This window comes from Rhodocytophaga rosea (assembly GCF_010119975.1).
Lineage (GTDB): Bacteria > Bacteroidota > Bacteroidia > Cytophagales > 172606-1 > Rhodocytophaga > Rhodocytophaga rosea.
This window is the reverse complement of sequence record NZ_CP048222.1, coordinates 3,770,028-3,792,073: the sequence shown is the minus strand read 5'-3', so window position 1 is coordinate 3,792,073 and position 22,046 is coordinate 3,770,028. Positions and strand designations below refer to the sequence as shown.

6 protein-coding genes are annotated in these 22,046 nt (G+C 40.8%); all 6 read right to left on the bottom strand.

The window, feature by feature from the left end; genetic code table 11:
• Nucleotides 1–272: 272 nt before the first annotated feature.
• The 6 genes from GXP67_RS15735 to GXP67_RS15710 all read right to left on the bottom strand — a co-directional run bounded on the left by GXP67_RS15735 (nucleotide 273) and on the right by GXP67_RS15710 (nucleotide 21,938).
• The gene (locus tag GXP67_RS15735) at nucleotides 273–15,809 is read right to left on the bottom strand and encodes a T9SS type B sorting domain-containing protein (RefSeq protein WP_162444007.1); all 15,537 of its coding nucleotides are present in this window, start codon (nucleotides 15,807–15,809) and stop codon (nucleotides 273–275) included.
• 3 nt (nucleotides 15,810–15,812) lie between these two features.
• A complete protein-coding gene (locus GXP67_RS15730) occupies nucleotides 15,813–16,136 on the bottom strand; it encodes a hypothetical protein (RefSeq protein ID WP_162444006.1) in 324 nt (107 codons plus the stop codon).
• 687 nt (nucleotides 16,137–16,823) lie between these two features.
• Nucleotides 16,824–17,516, bottom strand: a complete 693-nt coding sequence (locus tag GXP67_RS15725) for a head GIN domain-containing protein (RefSeq protein ID WP_162444005.1) — start codon at nucleotides 17,514–17,516, stop codon at nucleotides 16,824–16,826.
• Between the two features lie 109 nt (nucleotides 17,517–17,625).
• On the bottom strand, nucleotides 17,626–18,606 hold the full coding sequence (locus tag GXP67_RS15720; protein WP_162444004.1) for a prolyl oligopeptidase family serine peptidase: 981 nt from the start codon (nucleotides 18,604–18,606) through the stop codon (nucleotides 17,626–17,628).
• Between the two features lie 139 nt (nucleotides 18,607–18,745).
• Complete coding sequence (locus GXP67_RS15715; RefSeq protein WP_162444003.1) at nucleotides 18,746–19,417, bottom strand: ABC transporter ATP-binding protein; 672 nt, start codon at nucleotides 19,415–19,417, stop codon at nucleotides 18,746–18,748.
• Nucleotides 19,418–19,523: 106 nt separating this feature from the next.
• Nucleotides 19,524–21,938 carry an ABC transporter permease gene (locus GXP67_RS15710; RefSeq protein ID WP_162444002.1) on the bottom strand — a complete coding sequence of 805 codons (2,415 nt, stop codon included), beginning with the start codon at nucleotides 21,936–21,938 and terminating at the stop codon, nucleotides 19,524–19,526.
• Nucleotides 21,939–22,046 lie beyond the last annotated feature (108 nt).

Here is a 22,046-nt window from a genome sequence, read left to right as displayed (position 1 = left end):
TTTGAGTTAAACTAAATTTTATTGACTTGTAAAATGGCAGGCCTCCTGCCGTCGAATATTCCTTTCTAAAATTTGCTCCTGATTTTGTTTCAGATGACGATGCAAAGAAAATAGCAACTGAGAGGGAACGCAATTTTTATGGGTATACAACAGGTAAACAGGTAAGGAAAAGTGGTGTACAGGAAGTAAACTTGTTATCAAAATACCGAAAAATAAAACCGGGAGCATATTTACATAATAAATGGCTCCCGGTTTTAACAATCATATTTCTGCTATCTCCAGATCTGCACCCATCCGGTAAGCTGGCCCGAACCTGCGATATTTACTGAGTAATAATACACACCATCCGGCGCATCTCCGCCATTCCAGTCATTCTGGTAATCTTTGCTAGAATAAACCACTTTGCCCCAACGGTTAGAAATGGTTACAAAGGTTCCAGCAGGCAAGTTTCTGATAAAGAAAGTATCGTTAACTCCATCACCGTTTGGCGTAAATACGTTCGGGATCATAAACTTGCTTTCTTTGATCTCTGTTTCGTATTCCTTCACGCAGCCACTGGCATCTCTGATATACACCGTATACTTACCCATAGGCAGCGTAGTAATTACTGTATCTATTGGAATAGATTTATCCTGTACTAATCCCCAGGTAAAGCCATCTATACTCACTTCATAGGGTGCATTTCCACCACGGATGTCAGTGATACGAATTTCGCCGGTAGGCTCATCTGGCATAGATAAGGTAGCCTTCACTTTGGCCACAATCCGGTTATCAATCTTTACTCTGGTTGGGAATGTTGTACAGCCTTTACTGTCTACCACTACTACATTATATTCACCAGTTAACAGATTAGCAGCCGTATAGGAATTGGCAAACAAATTCCCACCGATGAATGTATTACCTCCATCCAGGCTGACCTTATATGGTGCAACCCCACCCCTGATGTTAGTTAAGCGAATATCGAAACAATTCTCCTTAATTAAGTCGTATTTTAAGGAATCTGGTCCAGGAATGATAAATGGCATAATGTTCAGACACTTATCATTGGCACTTTCCTTCACAAACATCTTATACAAGCCTGGCTTCAGATTTTCGAACTTCGGTGTCTGGAAGTAATTCAGGCTGTCGATACTGTAGAAGTAATTACCTCCTCCAGGTATTATGGCTGTAGCGCTTCCATTCGGACTACCGCAAGTAGCAGCTACTGTATCAATCGTGAAAGGAATACCTGAAGAAATAATCCGCACCTGTTTTGGTGTTGTAGCACAAGAGAAATTCTTTCCATAATTAATTACCAAGTTGTAAATTCCTGGTGACAGATTATCAAATACTACTTCATTTCCTGAGGCATCTCTGAAGCTTGTACCGCCATTGATACTGAAACGACGTACTGTATTTTCTGGTGATAATCCACCTACAATATCACTGATAATGATTTTGCCTTTGTTGCCCCCTTCGCAACCTATATTTTCCGTAGCTACTTTAAAAGTGATTGGTGTAGCACCAGATACATTAAATGGCTTCACATTTTCGCATACTGTCTGGCCAGAAGCATCCTTTACATACATTTTGTAAGTACCAGCCATTAAACCAATAAACAGGGAATCTGACTGATAATCTACGTTGTTCAAACTGAATGAATACGGAGCAATTCCTCCCTGAATATTCCGCACTTTTACACTGCCCGATGTCTCGCCACAACCTGCTCCTGAGATTTCATGTATCTCAAATGCCAAGCCTGTCGGCTCTGTAATCTCATATTGATAAGAATATATACACCCTGAAGCATCTTTTACTCTCACCATATAAGTTCCAGCCTGTAAGGAAGTAAACAACGAAGCAGTTTGGTAAGCTGTGCCATCTATGCTATACTCGTAAGGAGTTTGTCCGCCGCTGATATTGGTTCCAGTTGGATTAATATCGAGTTTACCATCCTTAGCACCTGTACAGCTAGCCGCCGTAATCGAAACATTCGTGCCAACTACTACTGCATTCGGAGAAGCCAGATTGAAAGCATAAATCCCGAAACATCCTTTGCTATCCTTGATATACACCTTATAAGCACCGTTGGCTAAGCCAGTAAACTCGAATGGGAAGGTGCCATTCTGGAAATTATTCAGGCTATCCAAGCTGAACTGATACGGACCTGTTCCTCCATTTACACTATTGATCTGGATTTTACCATCGGTCGCCACACAGGTAGTTGGATTGATTGGGCTTGGAATACTAGCCCTGATCTGAGTAGCACCACTGATTGTAACTGAACTGAATGCTATACAAGCTGTTGTTTTATCTTTCACATACAGAACATAGTTTCCAGCATCCAAACCTGTGAATGTATTAGAAGCCTGGTAAGTAATGCCATCTTTAGAGAATTCATACACACCTGATCCTACGGTTACATTGATCTGGGCAATACCATCAGCTTTTCCACTGCAAGAAGTTGGCGATACCTGGATAGCTTGTGCACTGATCGGATTGCTTACTGCTAGATTAGCTGTAAAAGTACTGGTACAACCTTTGGCATCTCTCAAAGTAACTGTATAGCTACCCCCACCAAGACCTGTGAATATATTGCTGCTCTGGAAATTACCATTATCCAGTTTGTACTCAAAAGGAGCTGTTCCGCCTGCACTAACCACCAGTTTAAGTTCGCCATCTTGTGCTGAGCAATTGCCTGGCTGAACCATCGTAAGATCAGCAACTAATTTAGCAGGTTCGGTTACATTTACCTGGAATGAATTTACACAGGAGCCATTCTGATCTTTTACATAAATGGTATGGAGACCAGCCTGCCTATTTGCAAACTCAGGAGAGCCAGAGAACGTAGTACCATCTATCGAATACACATAGGTACCAGTTCCACCACTGATATTTTCTACCTTGATTTTACCATCACCAGCTCCGTTACAAGAAACTGGTGCTACCATCGTTGCAGTGGCTACAATTGGTGGAACATTCTCAATTACAACCGGAACAGTAAATGTACAGTTATTCGCATCTTTAATAGTTGCCTGGTAGGTTCCTGCATCCAAACCTGGATATAATGTATTGGTCAGGAAAGTAGTACCATTTATGCTGAAGCTATAAGCGGCTACTCCCCCACCCACATTGGTAAACTCTATACTACCTTTCTCATTACAAGATTTCGGTTGTTTTACCACGATAACTCCACTCACCAGGAACCGGTTTGTTATTGCAGGCGTAACAAATGAAGCAGTACAAGACTTATTATTTTTATCCCGTACCAGAATCGTGTATACTCCGGAACCTAAGTTGCCAAATACCGGTGAATCCTGATAGTTCAAGCCATTATCAATACTATATTCATAGCTGCCACTACCACCAGTCACCTGGATTACCTCTGCTGTACCATCTGTTGATCCATTACACAATACTGGTGTACTGATCAATCTGGCAACCAGATTGCAGGAAGGTGCACAATTGGCATTTACGGTAGAAGTGCTTGTATAAATACAGCCATTGGCAGCTACTATCCGGATATTATATGTCTTGGGCGCAAGGCCTGTGAACACATTGGCATTGATGCCTGCCGGATTAGCTACTCCATCAATATAATATTCGTATGGGCCAGTGGCACCAGTGATATTGCTCACAGTAATGGTTCCATTATTGGCCCCACAAGTAGTTTCAGCAGCTGGCGTAATGGTTACAGCTGTAATTCCACCAGTAGCCGTCAATGATTTTGTCAATACTACTTCACACCCAGCTGCATCTCTAACCGCAATGGTGTAGGAACCACTAGCCAAACCAGAGAAAGTAGCCGAATTCTGATAAGCACCTCCATTCAAGCTATATACATAAGGTGCTGTTCCGCCAGCCGGATTGGTTACGGTTATACTACCATTAGAAGCAGAACAGCTATTCGGATCAACTGAAGTAAGCGTAGCTGTAATGACAGGCAGAGACAAATTAACCGTAGGCAAAGTGATCGTACATCCATTAGCATCTTTTACTACAATAGTGTAGGAACCTACTGCCAAACCTGTAAAGGTATTTCCGCTAACAAAGGTTGTTCCGTTGTCTTTAGAGTACATTAAGGTACCTATTCCGCCTGTAGCTATCACGGTAATGCTGCCATCATTTGCTGTACAAGAAGGATTAGCTTGGGCTGAAATGCTGGCAGTAATAGACGCAGGTGCAATAATGGTAACAGTAGGCAAAGTAAAGATACAGTTGCTGGCATCTTTCACAGAAATGGTATAAATGCCTGCTACCAGATTAGTAAATACGCCACTACCTGTTGCAAACGCACCACTATTCATTGCATACTGATACGGAGCAGTTCCACCACTGGCAGTTACTGTAATTGCTGCATCTGATGCCCCATTACAACTGATCTGTGCTGTTTGAAGGGCTGTAGCTGTAACAGTTGTAGCACCAGTTATAGTAACCGTTGCACTATACTGACATTTATTTGCATCTTTAATCGTAGCCTGATAGGTGCCTGAGATCAGGTTTGTAAATACACTACCAGACTGGAAGTTAACCCCATCTACACTATAGGTGTACGGAGCCGTTCCTCCGGCAACATTATTAAATTCTATACCACCCAGGTTGCTACAAGCAGGCGGCTGATTTACTACAATCACCCCACTCACAAAGAAATCTGTACCTACCCTTGGCGCTGCAAAAGAAGTTGTGCAAGTCAGGTTGTTTTTATCCCGAACGGTAATTGTATAAGTACCAGGAGTTAGATTACTGAATATAGGTGAATCCTGATAGTTTGAGCCATTATCAATGCTAAACTCATAGCTTCCGCTGCCACCAGTTACTTGAATCAACTCTACAGCGCCGTTGCTCTGCCCGTTACACAATACGTTTGTGCTGATCAATCTGGCAGTCAGGTTACAAGCAGGTGTACAAGTTGCAGCGTTTACCTGGATGTTACTCACTGTAAACTGGCAGTTATCTGAAGAAACTACCCTTACTGAATAAGTTCCTGGAGCCAGATTGCTAAATATATTACCAGTTGCATTAGCCGTTGTGCTGCTTCCTAAGAAATACTGGTAAGGTGCGATACCACCTGAAGCATTTATTGTGACGTTTCCATCATTGGCTAAACAAGCTGTTTCATTAGTTATTACAGGCGTAGCAGTAAGACCTGAGCCACCATTTAAAGTAACACTTCTTGTAATCGTACAGCCAGTATTATTTTTATCCCGGATGATAATTGTGTACGCACCGTTTGCCAGATTACTGAATGTTGCACTAGCCTGGAAAGTTGTTCCATCTATACTGAACTCATAGTTACCGCTTCCTCCGGTTAGATTACTTAAAGCAACTATACCATCGGTAGTAGTACAACCTGTTGGATTGGTGCCAGATATTGCAGCTTGTAAAGCAACTGGTTGTGTGATGGTTACAGCCGGAAGAACAACCGTACAGCCATTGGCATCTTTCACGGTGATGTTATTATAGATACCTGCTGTCAGGCTGCTGAATGTAGCGCTGTTTACAAAAATAGTCCCATTTAATGAATACTGATACGGAGTTATTCCGCCTGTCGCAGCTATTATAATATTTCCAGTGGCATCTCCGAAACAAGTTGTTACATCCGTTTTAGAAGTCAGACTTACAGTAAGGAGAGCAGGCTCAGTAATAGTCACATCTGGAACAGTAGCTACACAACCTTTACTATCTTTCACTTGTACAGAATACGTACCTGCAGGTAGATTACTGAATGTACCTGTTCCTGTAGCAAAGGCACCACCATTGATAGAATATTCATAAGGAGCAGTACCACCGCTTACGTTTACAGTAAAGCTTCCATCCGTAGCACCATTACATGTAATATTGTTTTGAGCAGTAACAGTTACTGTTAAAGCAGTGGGTGCAGTTAACGTAATAGCCGGTAAAGTCACAGTACATCCATTGGCGTCTTTTACCTGAATGCTATACGAACCTGCTGACAGATTAGCAAACGTATTCACAGCACCAAAGCTCCCCCCATTGATAGCATAGGTATACGGAGCTGTTCCACCAGACGCTGACACCGAAATGCTGCCATCGGAACCGTTACAAGAAGGATTTGCCTGGGTTGTTAAAGTAATATTTAAAGCCGCAGGTTGCGAGATTACAGCATTTACGGTAGCTATACAAGTACTAGTAATATCCCGTACAGTAATGGTATAATTGCCTGCATTGATGTTAGCAAAGGTATTGCTTGCCTGATATGTAGTACCATCCTGGCTGTATTCATAATTACCACTTCCGCCACTTACACTAACGGTGATAGTACCATCCGTTCCTGCATTACAAGTTACCGGAGTTGATACCGCAGAAGCGGTGATACCAGATGGGCTGGTGAGTGTTTTGGACTGGAAGATTACACAATCATTGGCATCTTTGATGAATACATTGTATGTACCATCTCCTAAACCAGTAAATGTATTACCAGACTGATAGCTTACTCCATCCAGACTATAACTGTAAGGGGCTTTTCCACCACTTACACTGCTCACTGTCAGACTACCATCCATAGTTGTACATGCGCTAGGATTGTTAGAATCAATAGTTGCAAACAGAGCAGCTGGCTCAGTAAGTGTGACTGTAGCTAAAGTTATGCTACATCCATTGGCATCCTGAACTACTGGGTTATAAGTTCCGGGAGCAAGGTTAATAAATGTATCTGTTATAAAGAAAGTATTACCTCCATCTATAGAATATTGATACGGAGCCGTACCGCCTGTTACAGAAGTAATACTGATTGTACCATCATCACTGCTGTTGCAAGTAATATTTGTAGGATTAGCAGTAGCAGACAGAGCTAAAGCAGGAGCAGCTATGGTAATATTAGAAATAGGGATTGTACAGGCATTATCGGCTTTATCCCGGATAACAATAGAATAAGTTCCAGCTGAAAGACCTGAGAAAGTTGCTGCATCCTGGTAAGTTGAGCCATCAATACTATATTCATAATTGCCGCTGCCGCCAGTTGCATTTACCGTAATACTTCCATTGTTTCCTCCAAAACAGGTTATATCCTGATCCACAAAAGTAGCAGCCAGGGTACAAACAGGAGTAGTACAATTATCATCTACTGTAACTGTTTGTGTGAATGTACAACCATTGGCATCTTCTACCATAATTGCATAAGAAGCAGGAGCCAGATTGTCAAAGGTATTATTAGTAGCTCCGGCGGTATTTAAAGCACCATTCAGGTAATAAGAATAAGGCGCTGTTCCACCCTGTACAGTAGATACTACAATATTTCCATCATTAGCTCCACAAGAAGTTTCGGCAGAAGTATTGATATTTAAAGAAGCTATACCCCCTACTGCTGTTAGAGTAACTGTTTGTGTAGCAATACAACCATTGGCATCTTTCACCTGAATGCTATATGAACCGGCAGGCAAGCTGGAAAATACATTGTTATTTCCAAAGCTGCCACCATTCAAAGCATAGGTGTATGGCGCATTTCCACCAGTAACAGCTACAGTAAAGCTGCCATCAGAACCGTTACAGGTTGGTTGTGTAGTAGCAGAAATAGTAGCTGTAAAAGAAGCAGGTTGAGTAAGTGTTACGCTTGGTAAGGATGTGGTACATCCGTTGGCGTCTTTCACCTGAATGGTATACGAACCTGCATTTAAATTATTGAATGTACCTGTTCCTATGGCAAAGGCACCCCCATTTACAGAATAGGAATAAGGGCTTGCACCTCCACTTACAGAAACAACAATTTGTCCATCACTGGCTCCATTGCAGGTAATGTTAGTAGAAGAGGTTAATGAAACCGACATTGCAGCAGGCTGAGAAATAGTAAACGCCGGAAGAACAGCCGTACAACCCTTGGCATCTTTTACAGTGATGTTATTATATGTACCTGCTGCCAGACTATTAAAAGTAGCACCGCTTACAAAAGTAATTCCATCTATAGAATATTGATACGAAGCTGTGCCACCATTTGCAGATACTGTGATGCTTCCAGTAGCGTCACCAAAACAAGTTGTTACATCTGTTTTTGCACCCAGACTGATTGCTAATAAAGCAGGTTCTGTAACCGTAGCCATCACGGTGGTAGTACAAGAGGTAGATTTATCTCTTACAGTTATGGTGTAATTACCGGCTGTTAACCCAGTGAAGCTATTACCATTTTGGAAAGCACCACTATTTAATTTGTATTCATAATTGCCGCTTCCACCAGTTACTGTTAAGGAAATGCTTCCGTCATTGCCTGCCTGGCAACTTACATTTTGTTGCAAGCTTACAGATGCTGTAATACCTCCTGGAGAGGTAATTGACTGAGATCTGGTGATGATACATCCTTCATTGTCTTTAATAGTGATGGTATAATTGCCACTACCCAATCCAGTAAATGATGTACCTGACTGAAAAGTAGTTCCATCTATACTATACGTATACGGAGCTGTACCGCCGCTTACTCCACTTATTGAAATGCTACCATCAGTCGTATTACATCCGATTGGATTTATGCCATTTATGGTGGCAGTAAGAGCAGCTGGTTGGGTAATAGTTGTATTGGTTGTAGTGGTACAAGTTATGTCGCTTTTATCTCTGACTGTTATTGTATAAGCACCAGCTACTTGATTAGTAAATATATTGCTATCCTGGAACGTAGTTCCATCTAAGCTGTATTCCAGGCTACCACTGCCTCCGCTTGCTGTTACTGTGAGTATTCCAGTATTATCGCCATTACAATTAACCGGCGTAACAATTACAGAGGCTGTAATATTACAAGCTGGTGGCGGACAAGGAGAATCTATGGTTACAGTTTGCGAGTAAGTACATCCATTGGCAGCTTCTACTGTTAATAAATAATCTCCACCAGCTAAATTAACATATACATTATTGTTAATGCCTGCAGGGTTAGCTACATTATTAATATAATATTTGTATGGGCCAGTTGCACCACTTACACCGCTCACGATAATCAACCCATCATTTACTTTGCAACCTGACTCTCCAATAGGAAGGAAATCAGCGGTTAAGCTGCTAGGCGCAGTTAGTGTTTGAGAAGAAGTAAATATACACCCTGAAGCATCTTTTACTGTAATGGTATAGGAGCCAGATCCTAATCCTGTAAAACTACTGCTGGCAACAAAGTTAGTTCCATCAATGCTATATGTATAAGGTGCATTGCCTCCGCTTACGCCACTGATCATAATGGTTCCATCGGTAGCTGTACAAGCAGAAGGTTCCGTTTTACTCACAGTAGCAGAGATAGTTGAAGAGGATGTAAGTATTACTGGAGCCAGGTTTACTGTACAACCATTCACATCTTTTGTGGTAATAGTATAACTGCCTGCGGTTAAATTATTAAATGTACCAGAACCTGCAGTAAAAATTCCGCCATTGATAGAATAGGTATAGGGACTAGCCCCTCCACTAACAGAAACTATGATCGAACCTCCACTTACATTTCCACAAGAAGGATTTGTAGAAGTGCTTAAATTGATAGCAAGCACTGTTGGTTCAGTAATCGTAACCGAAGGAAGAACAGCTGTACAACCATTCGCATCTTTCAAAGTAATAGTACTATAGATACCCGCAGTGAGGTTATTAAATGTCGCACTGGAAACGAAAGTAGTTCCGTCAATGGAATATTGATAGGGAGCAGTTCCACCACTAGCTGACACAGTAATGGTACCAGCTGTAGAACCTGCGCATAGTATATCTGTTTTGGAAACTAGGCTGATCGCAACAGAACTTGGTGCAGTAAGTGTTGCAGTTGGTACAGTAAAGGTACAACCATTCGCATCTTTTACTATAATGGAATAAGTACCAGCGGCCAGATTAGTGAAAGCATTGCCTGAAACAAATGTAACGCCATTGATTGCATATGTATATGGACTGGTTCCTCCTGAAGCTGTTACAGTAATACTTCCATTGGCACTTGCACAAGCATTAGGATTTACTGTAACTACCGTTGCATTAACAGCAACCGGATTTGACAATGTAACTGAAAGGGTTGTACTGCAAGCTGCATTTTTATCTTTTACAGTAACAGTATAACTTCCTGATGAAAGGCCACTAAAAGCATTTCCATTCTGGAATGTGATGCCATCTTTGCTATATTCATAACTGCCGCTACCGCCAGAAACATTATTCACAGTAATACTTCCATCTGTAGCACCGTTACAAGTAGGATCAATATGAATCTGGGAAGCAGTGAGTGTAGCTGAAGAAGCAGAAATTGTAGCAGTGAGCTGACTTGTACAATTGTTTGCATCTTTTACAGTAATGGTATACGCACCAGCTGTCAGGTTTGTAAAAGTATTTGTTGCTGCAAATGTAGTTCCGTCAATAGAATAGGTATACGCTGAAGTACCTCCAGAAGCAGCTACTGTAATGCTGCCACTGTTAATTCCTGAACAGGCATCAATATTCGTTTGAGAAGTAATGCTCAGATTTAAAACGGCCGGTTCAGCAATAGTAGTAGCAGGCAGAGAAGTTGTACAGCCATTTACATCTTTTACAGTGATAGTATAGGTACCTGCAGTTAAGTTATTAAATGTACCGGTGCCAGAAGCAAAAGCGGCCCCATTTATTGAATACGTATATGGTGCTGAACCCCCATTCACTGAAGTAACAATATTTCCAGTATTTGCGCCATTACAGATAATATCTGTTTTTGAAGAGATACTGGCAGTTAAGCCTGCTGGTGCTGTTAGTGTAATGTTGGAAAGAGTAGTTGTACAGTTATTCGCATCTTTTACAGTGACGGTATACGTACCAGCGGATAAATTTGTAAAGCTATTTCCTGATATAAAACTACCTCCATTGATAGAATAGGTATAAGCTGGTGTTCCTCCTAAAGAAGTTACGGCAATACTTCCGTTATTGTCACCACTACATGCCGGATTAGTTTGAGAAGAAATACTTAGAGCTAAAGCAGTTGGCGCAGTTAACGTTACCGCAGGAAGATTCGCGATACAACCCTTGGCGTCTTTCACCTGAATAGTATAGGACCCAGCTGCTAAATTGGTAAAAGCAGAACTGCTGGCAAAAGCTCCGCCATTGATAGCAAATGTATAAGGACTTGTTCCCCCTGCCGCAGCTACAAGGATACTACCACTTGTATTTCCCTCACAAGCTGGGTCAGTTTTGCTTATTAAGCTTATAGATACTGCAGTTGGTTGATTGATAGTAACTACAGGTAAGGAAGCAGTACAACCTTTGTTATCTTTTACCTGAATAGCATAAGTTCCAGCTGTTAGATTGTTGAATGTACCTGTTCCTGCTACAAATGTACCTCCATTCACCGAATAGGTATATGTGCCTGTTCCTCCACTTATTGAAGTAATAATACTGCCAGTAGCATCGCCAAAACAAGTAGTAACATCGGTTTTGGAAGTTAAAGAAATAGCTAATATTATTGGCTGAGAAATAGTAACAGTCGGCAAAGCAGTTGTACACCCATTGGCATCTTTAATCTGTATGTTATAGATACCTGCTACCAAATTACTAAATATACCTGTTCCTGATGCAAATGTACCTCCATTGATGGAGTACATATAAGGAGCTGTTCCACCAGTTGAAGAGGTTATGATCTCACCAGTTGCATCACTGGAGCAAGTAGTAACATCGGTTTTGGAAGTGAGAGATATGGCTAAAACTGCTGGTTGAGAAATAGTGACAGTTGGTAAAGTGGTAGTACACCCCTTAGCATCTTTCACCTGTATATTATAAGTGCCTGCAGATAAAGTATTGAAAGTACCGGTACCAGTAGCAAAAGCTCCTCCATTTACGGAATATAAATATGGACTCGTACCTCCACTTACTGCTAATGAAATATTACCATCTGTAGCACCAAAGCATGAAGCATTTGTCTGGCTAGAAATATTTGCCAGTAGAGCAGTTGGCTGAGTAATAGTGACCGTGGGCAATGTAGCTACACAACCTTTGCTATCTCTAACTTGCACTGAATAGTCTCCAGCTACTAGATTAGAGAAAGTAGAAGCCGAAGAAAAAGCTCCTCCATTGAGAGAAAATTCATAAGCTGGTGTACCCCCACTTGCCGAAACTGCTATGCTACCAGTAGTATCTCCAAAACAACCGTTAATATCAGTTTTGGAAGTCAAAGAGATCGCTACTGCTGTTGGCTGGGTAATGGTAACAACAGGTACGGTAGCTGTACATCCACTGGCGTCTTTTACTTGAATAGTATAGTTACCAGCTATTAAGTTACTGAATGTGCTACTTGTAGTAAAGGCACTGCCATTCACAGAGTAAGTATATGGGCTGGTTCCTCCACTAGCCGATACATTGATATTCCCTGTCGCATCGCCAAAACAACCAGTAACATCGGTTTTTGATACTACATTAGCACTAAGTGTAGCAGGCTGGTTAATTGTAACTGGAGCCAGAGTAGCTATACAACCTTTGCTATCTTTCATCTGAATGTTGTAAGTACCAGCCGAAAGATTAGTAAAAGTAGAAGCGGGTGAAAAACTTCCTCCATTGAGAGAAAACTCATAGGCAGGGGTTCCTCCACTAGCCGATACAGTAATACTTCCGGTAGCATCCCCAAAACAGCCGCTAATATCAGTTTTGGATGTTAAAGAGATCGCTAAAGCCGTTGGTTGTGTAATAGTCACAGCTGTCAGAGAAGTTGTACAGCCATTGGCATCTTTGATCTGTATGGTATAGGCGCCTGCTGAAAGATTGCTAAATGTACCAGTGCCACTTACAAAAGCTGCTCCATTCACTGAATAAGCATAAGGACTAGTACCTCCGCTTACAGATATATTGATACTTCCGTCATTGCCACTATTACAGCTTACATCTGTTTTCGATACTAAACTGGCTGTGATGGCAACTGGCTGAGTAATTGTAATAGGTGCCAGTGACGCTATACAATTTTTAGAATCTTTAACCTGTATAGTATAGGTGCCAGCGCTGAGATTATTGAAAACATTGGTAGCAGTAAATACTCCTCCATTGAGAGAATATTGATAGGTAGGCGTACCACCTGTAGCAGAAATATTAATACTGCCAGTGGCATCTCCATTACACCCGGTAATATCAGTCTTGGAGGTGAGCGAAATAGCTAAAACTGCCGGTTGACTGATTGTAACAGGTACTAAAGCAGTTGTACAATTATTGGCATCTCTTACTTGGATAGTGTATATACCAGCGGTCAGATTACCAAAAGTTCCAATGCCAGAAGCAAAAGCTCCGCCATTTACAGAATACATATAAGGACTAGTGCCTCCACTGACACTCGTCACAATACTTCCGGTAGCATCTCCGAAACAACCGGTAATATCGGTTTTGGATGTCAGACTAACGGCAAGAACAGCAGGTTGGGAAATCGAAACGGTAGGTAAAGAAGCTGTACAGCCTTTGCTATCGCGTACTTGAATAGTATAATTACCGGCAGTCAAATTGGTAAAGGAGCTGGCTGAAGCAAAGGCTCCTCCATTGAGAGAAAACTCATAGGCAAGTGTGCCTCCACTAGCCGATACAGTAATACTTCCGGTAGCATCCCCAAAACAGCCGGCAACGTCTGTTTTAGATACTAATGTGGCTGTCAATATTGCTGGCTCCGATATAGTAGTGCCTGGCAAAGTAGCAATACAACCTTTGTTATCTCTTACCTGGATAGTATAGCTTCCGGCTGTTAAATTGGCGAATACATTAGCAGCGGCAAAAGCTCCTCCATTGAGAGAATATTGATAAGTTGGAGAGCCTCCTGTTGCATTAACGCTTATACTTCCAGTAGTACCTCCGTTACAAGAAACTTCTTGCTTGGCTGTTAAAGAAATACTAAGCACAGCAGGTTGAGAAATGGTAACAGCAGGCAAACTAGAGATACAGCCTTTGCTATCGCGTACTTGAATAGTATAATTACCGGCAGTCAAATTGGTAAAGGAACTGGCTGAAGCAAAGGCTCCTCCATTGAGAGAAAACTCATAAGCAGGTGTGCCTCCACTAGCCGATACATTGATATTTCCGGTGGCATCCCCAAAACAGCCGCTAATATCAGTTTTGGACGTGAGGGAAATAGCTAAAGCCGTTGGTTGTGTAATAGTCACAGCTGTCAGAGAAGTTGTACAGCCATTGGCATCTTTGATCTGTATGGTATAGGCGCCTGCTGAAAGATTGCTAAATGTACCGGTACCTAGTATAAAGGTTCCTCCATTTACTGAATAAGTATAAGGACTGGTCCCTCCACTGACACTTGTCACAATTTCTCCTGTAGCATCGCCAAAACAAGTAGTAATATCGGTCTTGGAAGTCAGGCTAACTGCAAGCAAATCCGGTTGGGTTAATGTAACCGCAGGCAAAGTTACAGTACAACCTTTGGCGTCTTTTACCTGAATGTTGTAGCTACCAGCAGCTAAATTATTAAATGTACCTGTTCCGCTCGCAAAAGTGCTACCATTCACCGAATAAGTATAAGGACTGGTCCCTCCATTTACAGATAGAGAAATCTCCGCATCTGTGGCAGCAAAGCAGGAAGGATTAGTCTGACTACTCACGGTTACTTGTAAAGCTGTTGGCTGGGAAATGGTAACAGCAGGCAAACTAGAGATACAGCCTTTGCTATCGCGTACTTGAATAGTATAATTACCGGCAGTCAGGTTAGTAAAGGAGCTGGCTGAAGCAAAGGCTCCTCCATTGAGAGAAAATTCATAAGCAGGTGTGCCTCCACTAGCCGATACATTGATATTTCCGGTGGCATCCCCAAAACAGCCGCTAATATCAGTTTTGGACGTGAGGGAAATAGCTAAAGCTGTTGGCTGGGAGATAGTAACAGCAGGTAAAGTAGTGATACACCCTCTACTATCCCTTACTTGAACAGTATAGTTGCCAGCTATCAGATTAGAAAAGGTAGAAGCTGCAGCAAAGGCTCCTCCGTTAATTGAAAACTCATAAGCAGGAGTTCCACCTGTAGCTGCTACTACAATTTCTCCTGTAGCATCGCCAAAACAAGTGGTGATATCAGTTTTGGATGTCAGGGAAATAGCTAATACAGGCGGATTCGTCAGGGTAACAGTTGGTAAAGAAGCTGTACAGCCTTTGCTATCGCGTACTTGTATGGAATAAGAGCCAGGAGCTAAATTGCTAAATGTGCCGCTTCCTGGGGTAAAAGCACCTCCATTGACGGAAAATTCATAAGTTGGCGTTCCTCCAGTAGCCGCCACAACAATATTTCCTGTAGTATTACCATTACAATCTGGATCAGCCTGTGAAGTAAGACTAATGGCTAGCTGTGCAGGCTGGGTAATAGTTACACTTACAGTCTCTGTACAATTCTTAGAATCTTTTACTTCTACAGTATAAGTACCAGCAGTTAAGTTAGTGAAAGAAGTAGTATTGCCAAATGCCCCACCATTGAATGAATATGTATATCCTCCGTTTCCTCCACTTGCTGCTACTTTAAAACTACCAGTAGCTTCCCCGAAACATCCGGTAATATTAATTTGAGATGTTACATCTAGTACAAGCGCAGCAGGTTCATTTACAGTAATCCCTAATCCACCAATATTAATGTTTGCACAACCGGTTTTTCTCACCTGTACTATATAATCACTGGCAGGCAGATTAGAAAAGACCACCTTATTCGCCGGACCTACCGTTTTAGTAGCTGTTAATAAAAACTGTCCCTGGTTTAGGTCGAACAAAAAATAATTGAATGTACCTGTACCATCGCCTAGCTCAACCGTTACTGTTCCGTCATTTGCCCCAAAACAGGTAACATCTGTACTGCTATACGTCGCATTTGGAATAGTCGGGCATTGTCCCTGCGCATTAAAACCAAGAATAGCGATGAATAAAGGCAGTAAAAAAAGAGATTTATAAATAGTAAAATTTTTCATACCTTATCTCGCTTGATTTGTCCCTACAATAATCTTTGTATGTTCTCCTATAAATGAAGCCTTACACCCTTTCTGGCCGATTCTTATCGTATAGTTGCCGGGTGTAAGGCCAGAAAAGCTTACAATGCCTTTATTTGCATCTGTTTTCTTTGCAGCATCCATCAACAGGAAAGGTATAGTTCCAGTGTAGCCAAAAATCTGGCATTCTGGTAAACTACCTGATGCATCAAAGCTGATATCTATCTGACCATTGTTTTTATCAGCAGAGGCATTTATAATGGTGTGGCTATATTTCATTTCACATTGCCCGAAACTTTTTGTAGCCATACAGCAAAAGCAGGCGACGATTGCAATAAAAAGTATCAGAGAGCGAATAATATTCATGGTAATGTTATAGGGTTATACAGCTGATTTTTCTAAAATAAAATCTTGTAAAAAGGCACTAAAATGACCTGTACAGATTAAAGCTTCTTCGTAAGATTTCTTGATTTACATTATTAGTTAAAATGGATTTATAAGCCGGTTTCCCTGCAACTTGCAAAATCAGCCTATGGGAAGTATCTCCAGGAAAGCGAATCGTATTACTTCTACCTACATAATGGAAATAGACTTGTAAAGCTGTTAAATGGAAAAACAGCTTTATTACCGTCGAAACCGAGAGAATGCAGTAAAGGGTGGCAAGCATAGCAATTGTTATTTGTTTATATCAATTTACTATGCTGCAATAGGGTGTGAGGTACTATTTACTGTGGTTTCGTTACCTATGTAACTTAATAGGGAATTAAAAAGCTTTCTTGTAATAAAAACCGGGCAGCAGAAATGTAATTTTTGTACAGGATTTATATCAATCTGAATACATCAGACTATACTTATTAAAATCATTTCAGGGTGGAATGTAGTGCATTCTTTATAAAATTAGAACCTGCAAAATCTTTATTTTGAAATGCCCATAAAAAAGAAAGCGATCTCCAAGAACTTGGAGATCGCTTTCAAGCAGTAGTTAAATTTGCTGACTTAATTTACCTTTTTGATGTTACCGGAGCCGGATACATGAATATTCCGTATGTCAGGGTTTCCTTTATAGCGAATGTCTCCGGAACCAGAAACTCTAGCTTCTAAGGATTGGGTTACATTGATATTTACATTTCCGGAACCGCTAATGCTTACCTGGCTTTCTTCACTTTTCAGATCAAATGCATTTATTTTACTGGAACCGCTGATATTAACTGATTGCTTTTTGGCTGTACCTGCTACCTCTACACTGCCTGAACCGGAATTATGAATTTTCAAGTCATTGGTGTTCAACGAAGCGATTTTAATACTGCCTGAGCCACTGGTATGCAACTCAAAATCATCTGCTTTTAATTCAGAATCACAAACAACTGATGAAGAACCAGAAGAATGAATACCCTCTATTTCTTTATAAGTGACGAGTACTTTAATATTTCCGGTATTGCGGTAGGTTCCTTTCTCCAGACCTATTTTTAATTTACCCCCCTCTACTTCCGTTTCAATTTTATTAAGCTCCAGGCTGCTGGATTCGATTTTTACAGACTCTGTATTCCCTTTAACCAGGGTTACTTCAAAACTGCCGCTTACATGTACTTGATCAAATGAGCTCACATTACGGGTTTCGGTTCCCTGACCATACACAGAATAGGTAAAGGCACTGAAGGCAAAGGCGACAACATAGATTAATTTTTTCATGTTCATATATAAGTTTATTGTTTTCTGGCTATAAGATTACTGTTTGAATTGATGGTTGCACTAGAGTAGAAATATTTTTTATTTACTGCTAATAATCCTTGGTTTGCTTTTATTTCACTTTTCTGGCAGATTTATCTCCATCCTGGTGCAGGACAAGCTCTGTTACTTTTCCTTTGCTATCTTTCACAAAGGATATCTGGGCATTTACTTCCTTTATAAAAAAGTCTTTTTCCGTTTCCGGATGTAATTCTATTTTAGGCTGGTCAGTGGGTTGTACAAACAACCGGTTATTTTCTTTTAATATCGTTAACGAAAAATGAGGTTCTAATTCATACACCCCAATATAGGCATCATACACAGTAGGATTTACTTTTATAGCTATTTTCGCTTTGCGTTTGTGCTTTAGAAACCACTCATACAAAGCCGGATTATTATATGTCTCCGTCCAGGAATCGTGGCCTGCTTCGGGATACACAGTAAACTTTACATCGTTTCCCACTTTTTTCAAAGCATTCACCATATCTTCAGATTGCTTGATTGGTACAGCTAGGTCTTTCGCTCCATGAAAAACCCATATAGGCAGCGAGCGGATGGACCATACCCTACCTGGATCTCCTCCCCCACAAACAGGAGCAATCGCAGCAAAACGGTCTGGAAAACGCAACGCATACTCCCAGGTTCCATACCCACCCATACTCAATCCGGTCAGGTACATTCTGTTAGTATCTACCCTGTTATTTTTAATTATCTCATCTACTAATTTATTTAATGTATTTGCTGACCAGTTTTCTCCCGGCGCACATTGAGGAGATACTACTATAAATGGAAAGTCTTTTTTCTGCTCTACAATTTTGGGAGGTCCATGTTTCTTCACTGAATCAATCACTGTTCCCCGTTCACCAGAGCCGTGTAAAAACAAAATCATTGGCCATCTTTTCTGGGCATCTTTGGCATAGTCCTGCGGAAGAAAAAGTAAATAGCCTGTTTCAGTTATGAATTTTTTGTTCTCCTGTTGACCCTGTGCTTTCATAAAGGAAGAACAGCAGATCAACAGGAAACATAAAAAAACCGGGATTAGTGATTTGAGCATATAAATTGATGATTAGAATATAGGCTTCACAGATTCAAAGTACATAAATTCAGGTATTTACGCAATAAATGATTTGGATTATTAGTCATAAAAAAGACGCATACAGATGCGTCTTTTTAACTAATTTCTGGCAGTATTCCTAGGCATATGCTTGTTCTACCCTGCCATCTAATAAGCTAACGATTCTGGTGCCATATTCAGCATTCTTTTCGGAGTGCGTTACCTGCACAATGGTTACTCCTTCCTGGTTTAGCTTCTTAAATAGTTCCATTATTTCAATTCCCTGGGCAGAATTCAGGTTTCCGGTAGGTTCGTCGGCTAATATCAATTTAGGCGTTGTAATTACTGCTCTGGCAATACCCACTAACTGCTGCTGTCCACCCGATAACTGATTGGGAAACAGATCTTTTTTGCCAACAATGTTAAACTTATCCAGGGTATCCGCTACAATGGCTTTGCGCTCGGCAGATTTAATATTTTTATACAACAATGGCGTTTCCAGATTTTCATACACGGTTAGTTCATCGATGAGATGATAACTCTGAAAAACAAAACCAATGTAGTTTTTATGAAGTTCGGAACGCTGTTTTTCACGGAGTTTATGAACCGGCTGATCCAGGAAATAATACTCTCCTTCCGAAGGTTCATCCAGCATACCAATTATATTGAGCATAGAAGATTTTCCTGATCCTGACGGTCCCATAATGGATACAAATTCACCTTGTCCGATTTCCAGGCTTACATCGCGTAACACAAAGGTTTTCACAAATCCGGAAGAGTACCACTTAAAAATATTGTTTAGTTTAATCATGATGTATAGATAATAGTGAGTAATAACAAATTAGTAATTTAAATATACTATAATGTGTGCAAGAAGAAATAAGTAATATCAATTATTGTTCAGTTACTATTTAAATTCATTCGCTTCGCAAAGCATTTACCGGATTAGCCAGCGCTGCTCTGATTACCTGATAACTTACGGTAAGCAGGGCAATGACCAATGATAAAATACCAGCCAGCAGGTAGATCCATACGCTGATGGGAATACGATAAGCAAAATCTTGTAACCAGCTGTGCATGATAAAGTAAGCCAGCGGAGCTGCAACCACAAAAGCAATAATTACCAGCTTGGCAAACTCTCTGGAAAACAGTACTACTATACTTTTTACTGAAGCGCCCATTACTTTACGCACCCCAATCTCACGCTGGCGTTTTTGAACGGCTAAAGTGGCGAGACTAAATAACCCTAAACAAGCAATAAATACGGCAAAGCCAGTTGCATAATTCATCATATTGCTCAGCCGTATTTCTGCTTGGTATTGTTTATTGAGGGTTTCATCCATAAAAGAAAAAGTATATGGCAAGGATGGAGCCGCTTTTTTCCAGGTTTGCTCCAGTAGCGCTATGGTTGTTTGTATATTTTCAGGTTTAATCCGTACCAGAATTTTGCGGCGGGAGCTACTACTAAAATTTACATTTTCTGTTCCCTGAAAAATAGAATCGCTTAAAGCCATTACCAGAGGTTTTACAGGCGTATGGAGCGATTGATAATTAAAATCTTTGACTACACCAATAATCTGATGAGGTGGGAAATCTTTACCGGGAAGCCTCTCTCCTATTGGATTTTTCCACCCATATTCTTTTACCAGTGCCTCATTTACAATAATGGCTTCACTGATATCCGCAGAAATATCTTTAGAAAAATCACGGCCTGCCACCATTTTTGTTTTCATGATTTTTTGAAAATCATGATCTACAACATTTATAGCCATTGCCCTTACCGTGTTGGTATTATCGTGGTAATCTGCTTCGGCCCAGCCTTCTCCCAACGTAAACATCGCATTGGTAATTCCTGCAATACTCTGATGTGTAGCCAGCTCATTTTTCATCCGTTCATAAATTGCCAAGGCATCTGTTTCGTCTGCTCCGGTAGGAATAACTATGACCTGCTCTTTATCGAACCCAAGATTCTTATTTTGCAGATAGCGCAATTGCTGCGACATGATTAGGGTACAAATAATAAGCGAAATAGATAGCACGAACTGAAACACTATTAACCCTTGTCTGAAAATACCTGCATCGCTCACTTTTAAATGCCCTTTCAACACTTCAATGGGATTAAATCTGGATAGGAATATAGCCGGATACATACCAGCTAATAAACCAACAATCATAGATAGGATTAAAGAGAAGAGCGTAATTTCGCTTACCAGATTGTACGTGAGGGTTTGACCTGCTAAGTCATTAAATACAGGTAAAGAAAAAGTAGCCAGCATAATTCCAGTTATAAGCGATAGCAGGCTAATGAGAATAGCTTCTCCCCAGAATTGCGTTATTAGTTGCTTGCGCTCAGCACCTACTACTTTGCGTATGCCTACTTCTCTGGCCCGGCTTACAGACCTGCCCAGAGATAAAGTAATAAAATTAATGCTGGCAATAAGTAACACAAGCACTGCTACCGTGGCTAGTATATAGGAATAAGCCGGATCGCTAATAGGCTCTATACCTTCCGGAAAATCTTTGTTGAGGTGAATATCTGTAATCGGCTGGAAAAGCAGATTATAGCCACCTGGTGTATAATCTTCGCCCAGGTTTTGCTTCAGTACAGCAGGAAGCTTGGCTTGCAGGTTAGTTAAAGCAGCCTCATCTGGTAATTGAATATATGTTTCCACAAATACCTGAAAAAAAGCCTTCAGGGCCCGTTCATGCCAGATATGTTTAGCATTTTCAAAAGAAATGAGGTAATCAAACTGAATGCTGGAATGAGAAGGTGCATTTTTCGCAACAGCACTCACTGTAAAATCTATATCTGTGTCTCTCAGGCGAATGGTAAGCGTTTTGCCAATGGGATCTTCTTTCCCAAAGTATTTTATGGCTGATTCCTCTGTCAACACCACTGAATTTGGGTTTCTTAAAGCAGTATTTTTAGGGCCTTTAATAAGTGGAAAGTTAAAGAGATGAAAGAAATTGGTGTCTACTATATGAATAGTTTCTGAAAAAGATACTTCATTCCGTTTGACCAGATTACTGCGTGTACATACCCGAACTACCTGCTCTACTTCAGCCAGATTTTGCTTCAGCATGGGAGCGAATACAATTGGCGTAACTGTATTAAAATACTCTGTTTTATCAGGCGTAATTTCCTTCAATGCTACCCTATACATGCGTTGGGCATTCGGATGAAACCGGTCATAACTCCACTCATGTTGAACAAACAAAATAATAAGCAAGCAAAAGGCAATCCCAACAGCCAAACCGGCAACATTGATAAAAGTATATAGCTTATGCCTGAACAGGTTTCGTAAGGCTACTTTCAAATAATTTTTCAGCATATTGAAGCCAGGTTTTATGTTTGTATAAGGCTGAGAATTTTGATTTAGCTTGAATTTAGCTTATGAAATAGTTAGGATTATAAGACTATAAAACTGTTATAAAATCCT

What these genes read in the sequence shown, in the direction of transcription:
- GXP67_RS15735 (WP_162444007.1), bottom strand. Translation starts at nt 15,809, where the DNA reads ATGAAAAATTTTACTATTTATAAATCTCTTTTTTTACTGCCTTTATTC.
- GXP67_RS15730 (WP_162444006.1), bottom strand. Translation starts at nt 16,136, where the DNA reads ATGGCTACAAAAAGTTTCGGGCAATGTGAAATGAAATATAGCCACACC.
- GXP67_RS15725 (WP_162444005.1), bottom strand. Translation starts at nt 17,516, where the DNA reads ATGAAAAAATTAATCTATGTTGTCGCCTTTGCCTTCAGTGCCTTTACC.
- GXP67_RS15720 (WP_162444004.1), bottom strand. Translation starts at nt 18,606, where the DNA reads ATGCTCAAATCACTAATCCCGGTTTTTTTATGTTTCCTGTTGATCTGC.
- GXP67_RS15715 (WP_162444003.1), bottom strand. Translation starts at nt 19,417, where the DNA reads ATGATTAAACTAAACAATATTTTTAAGTGGTACTCTTCCGGATTTGTG.
- GXP67_RS15710 (WP_162444002.1), bottom strand. Translation starts at nt 21,938, where the DNA reads ATGCTGAAAAATTATTTGAAAGTAGCCTTACGAAACCTGTTCAGGCAT.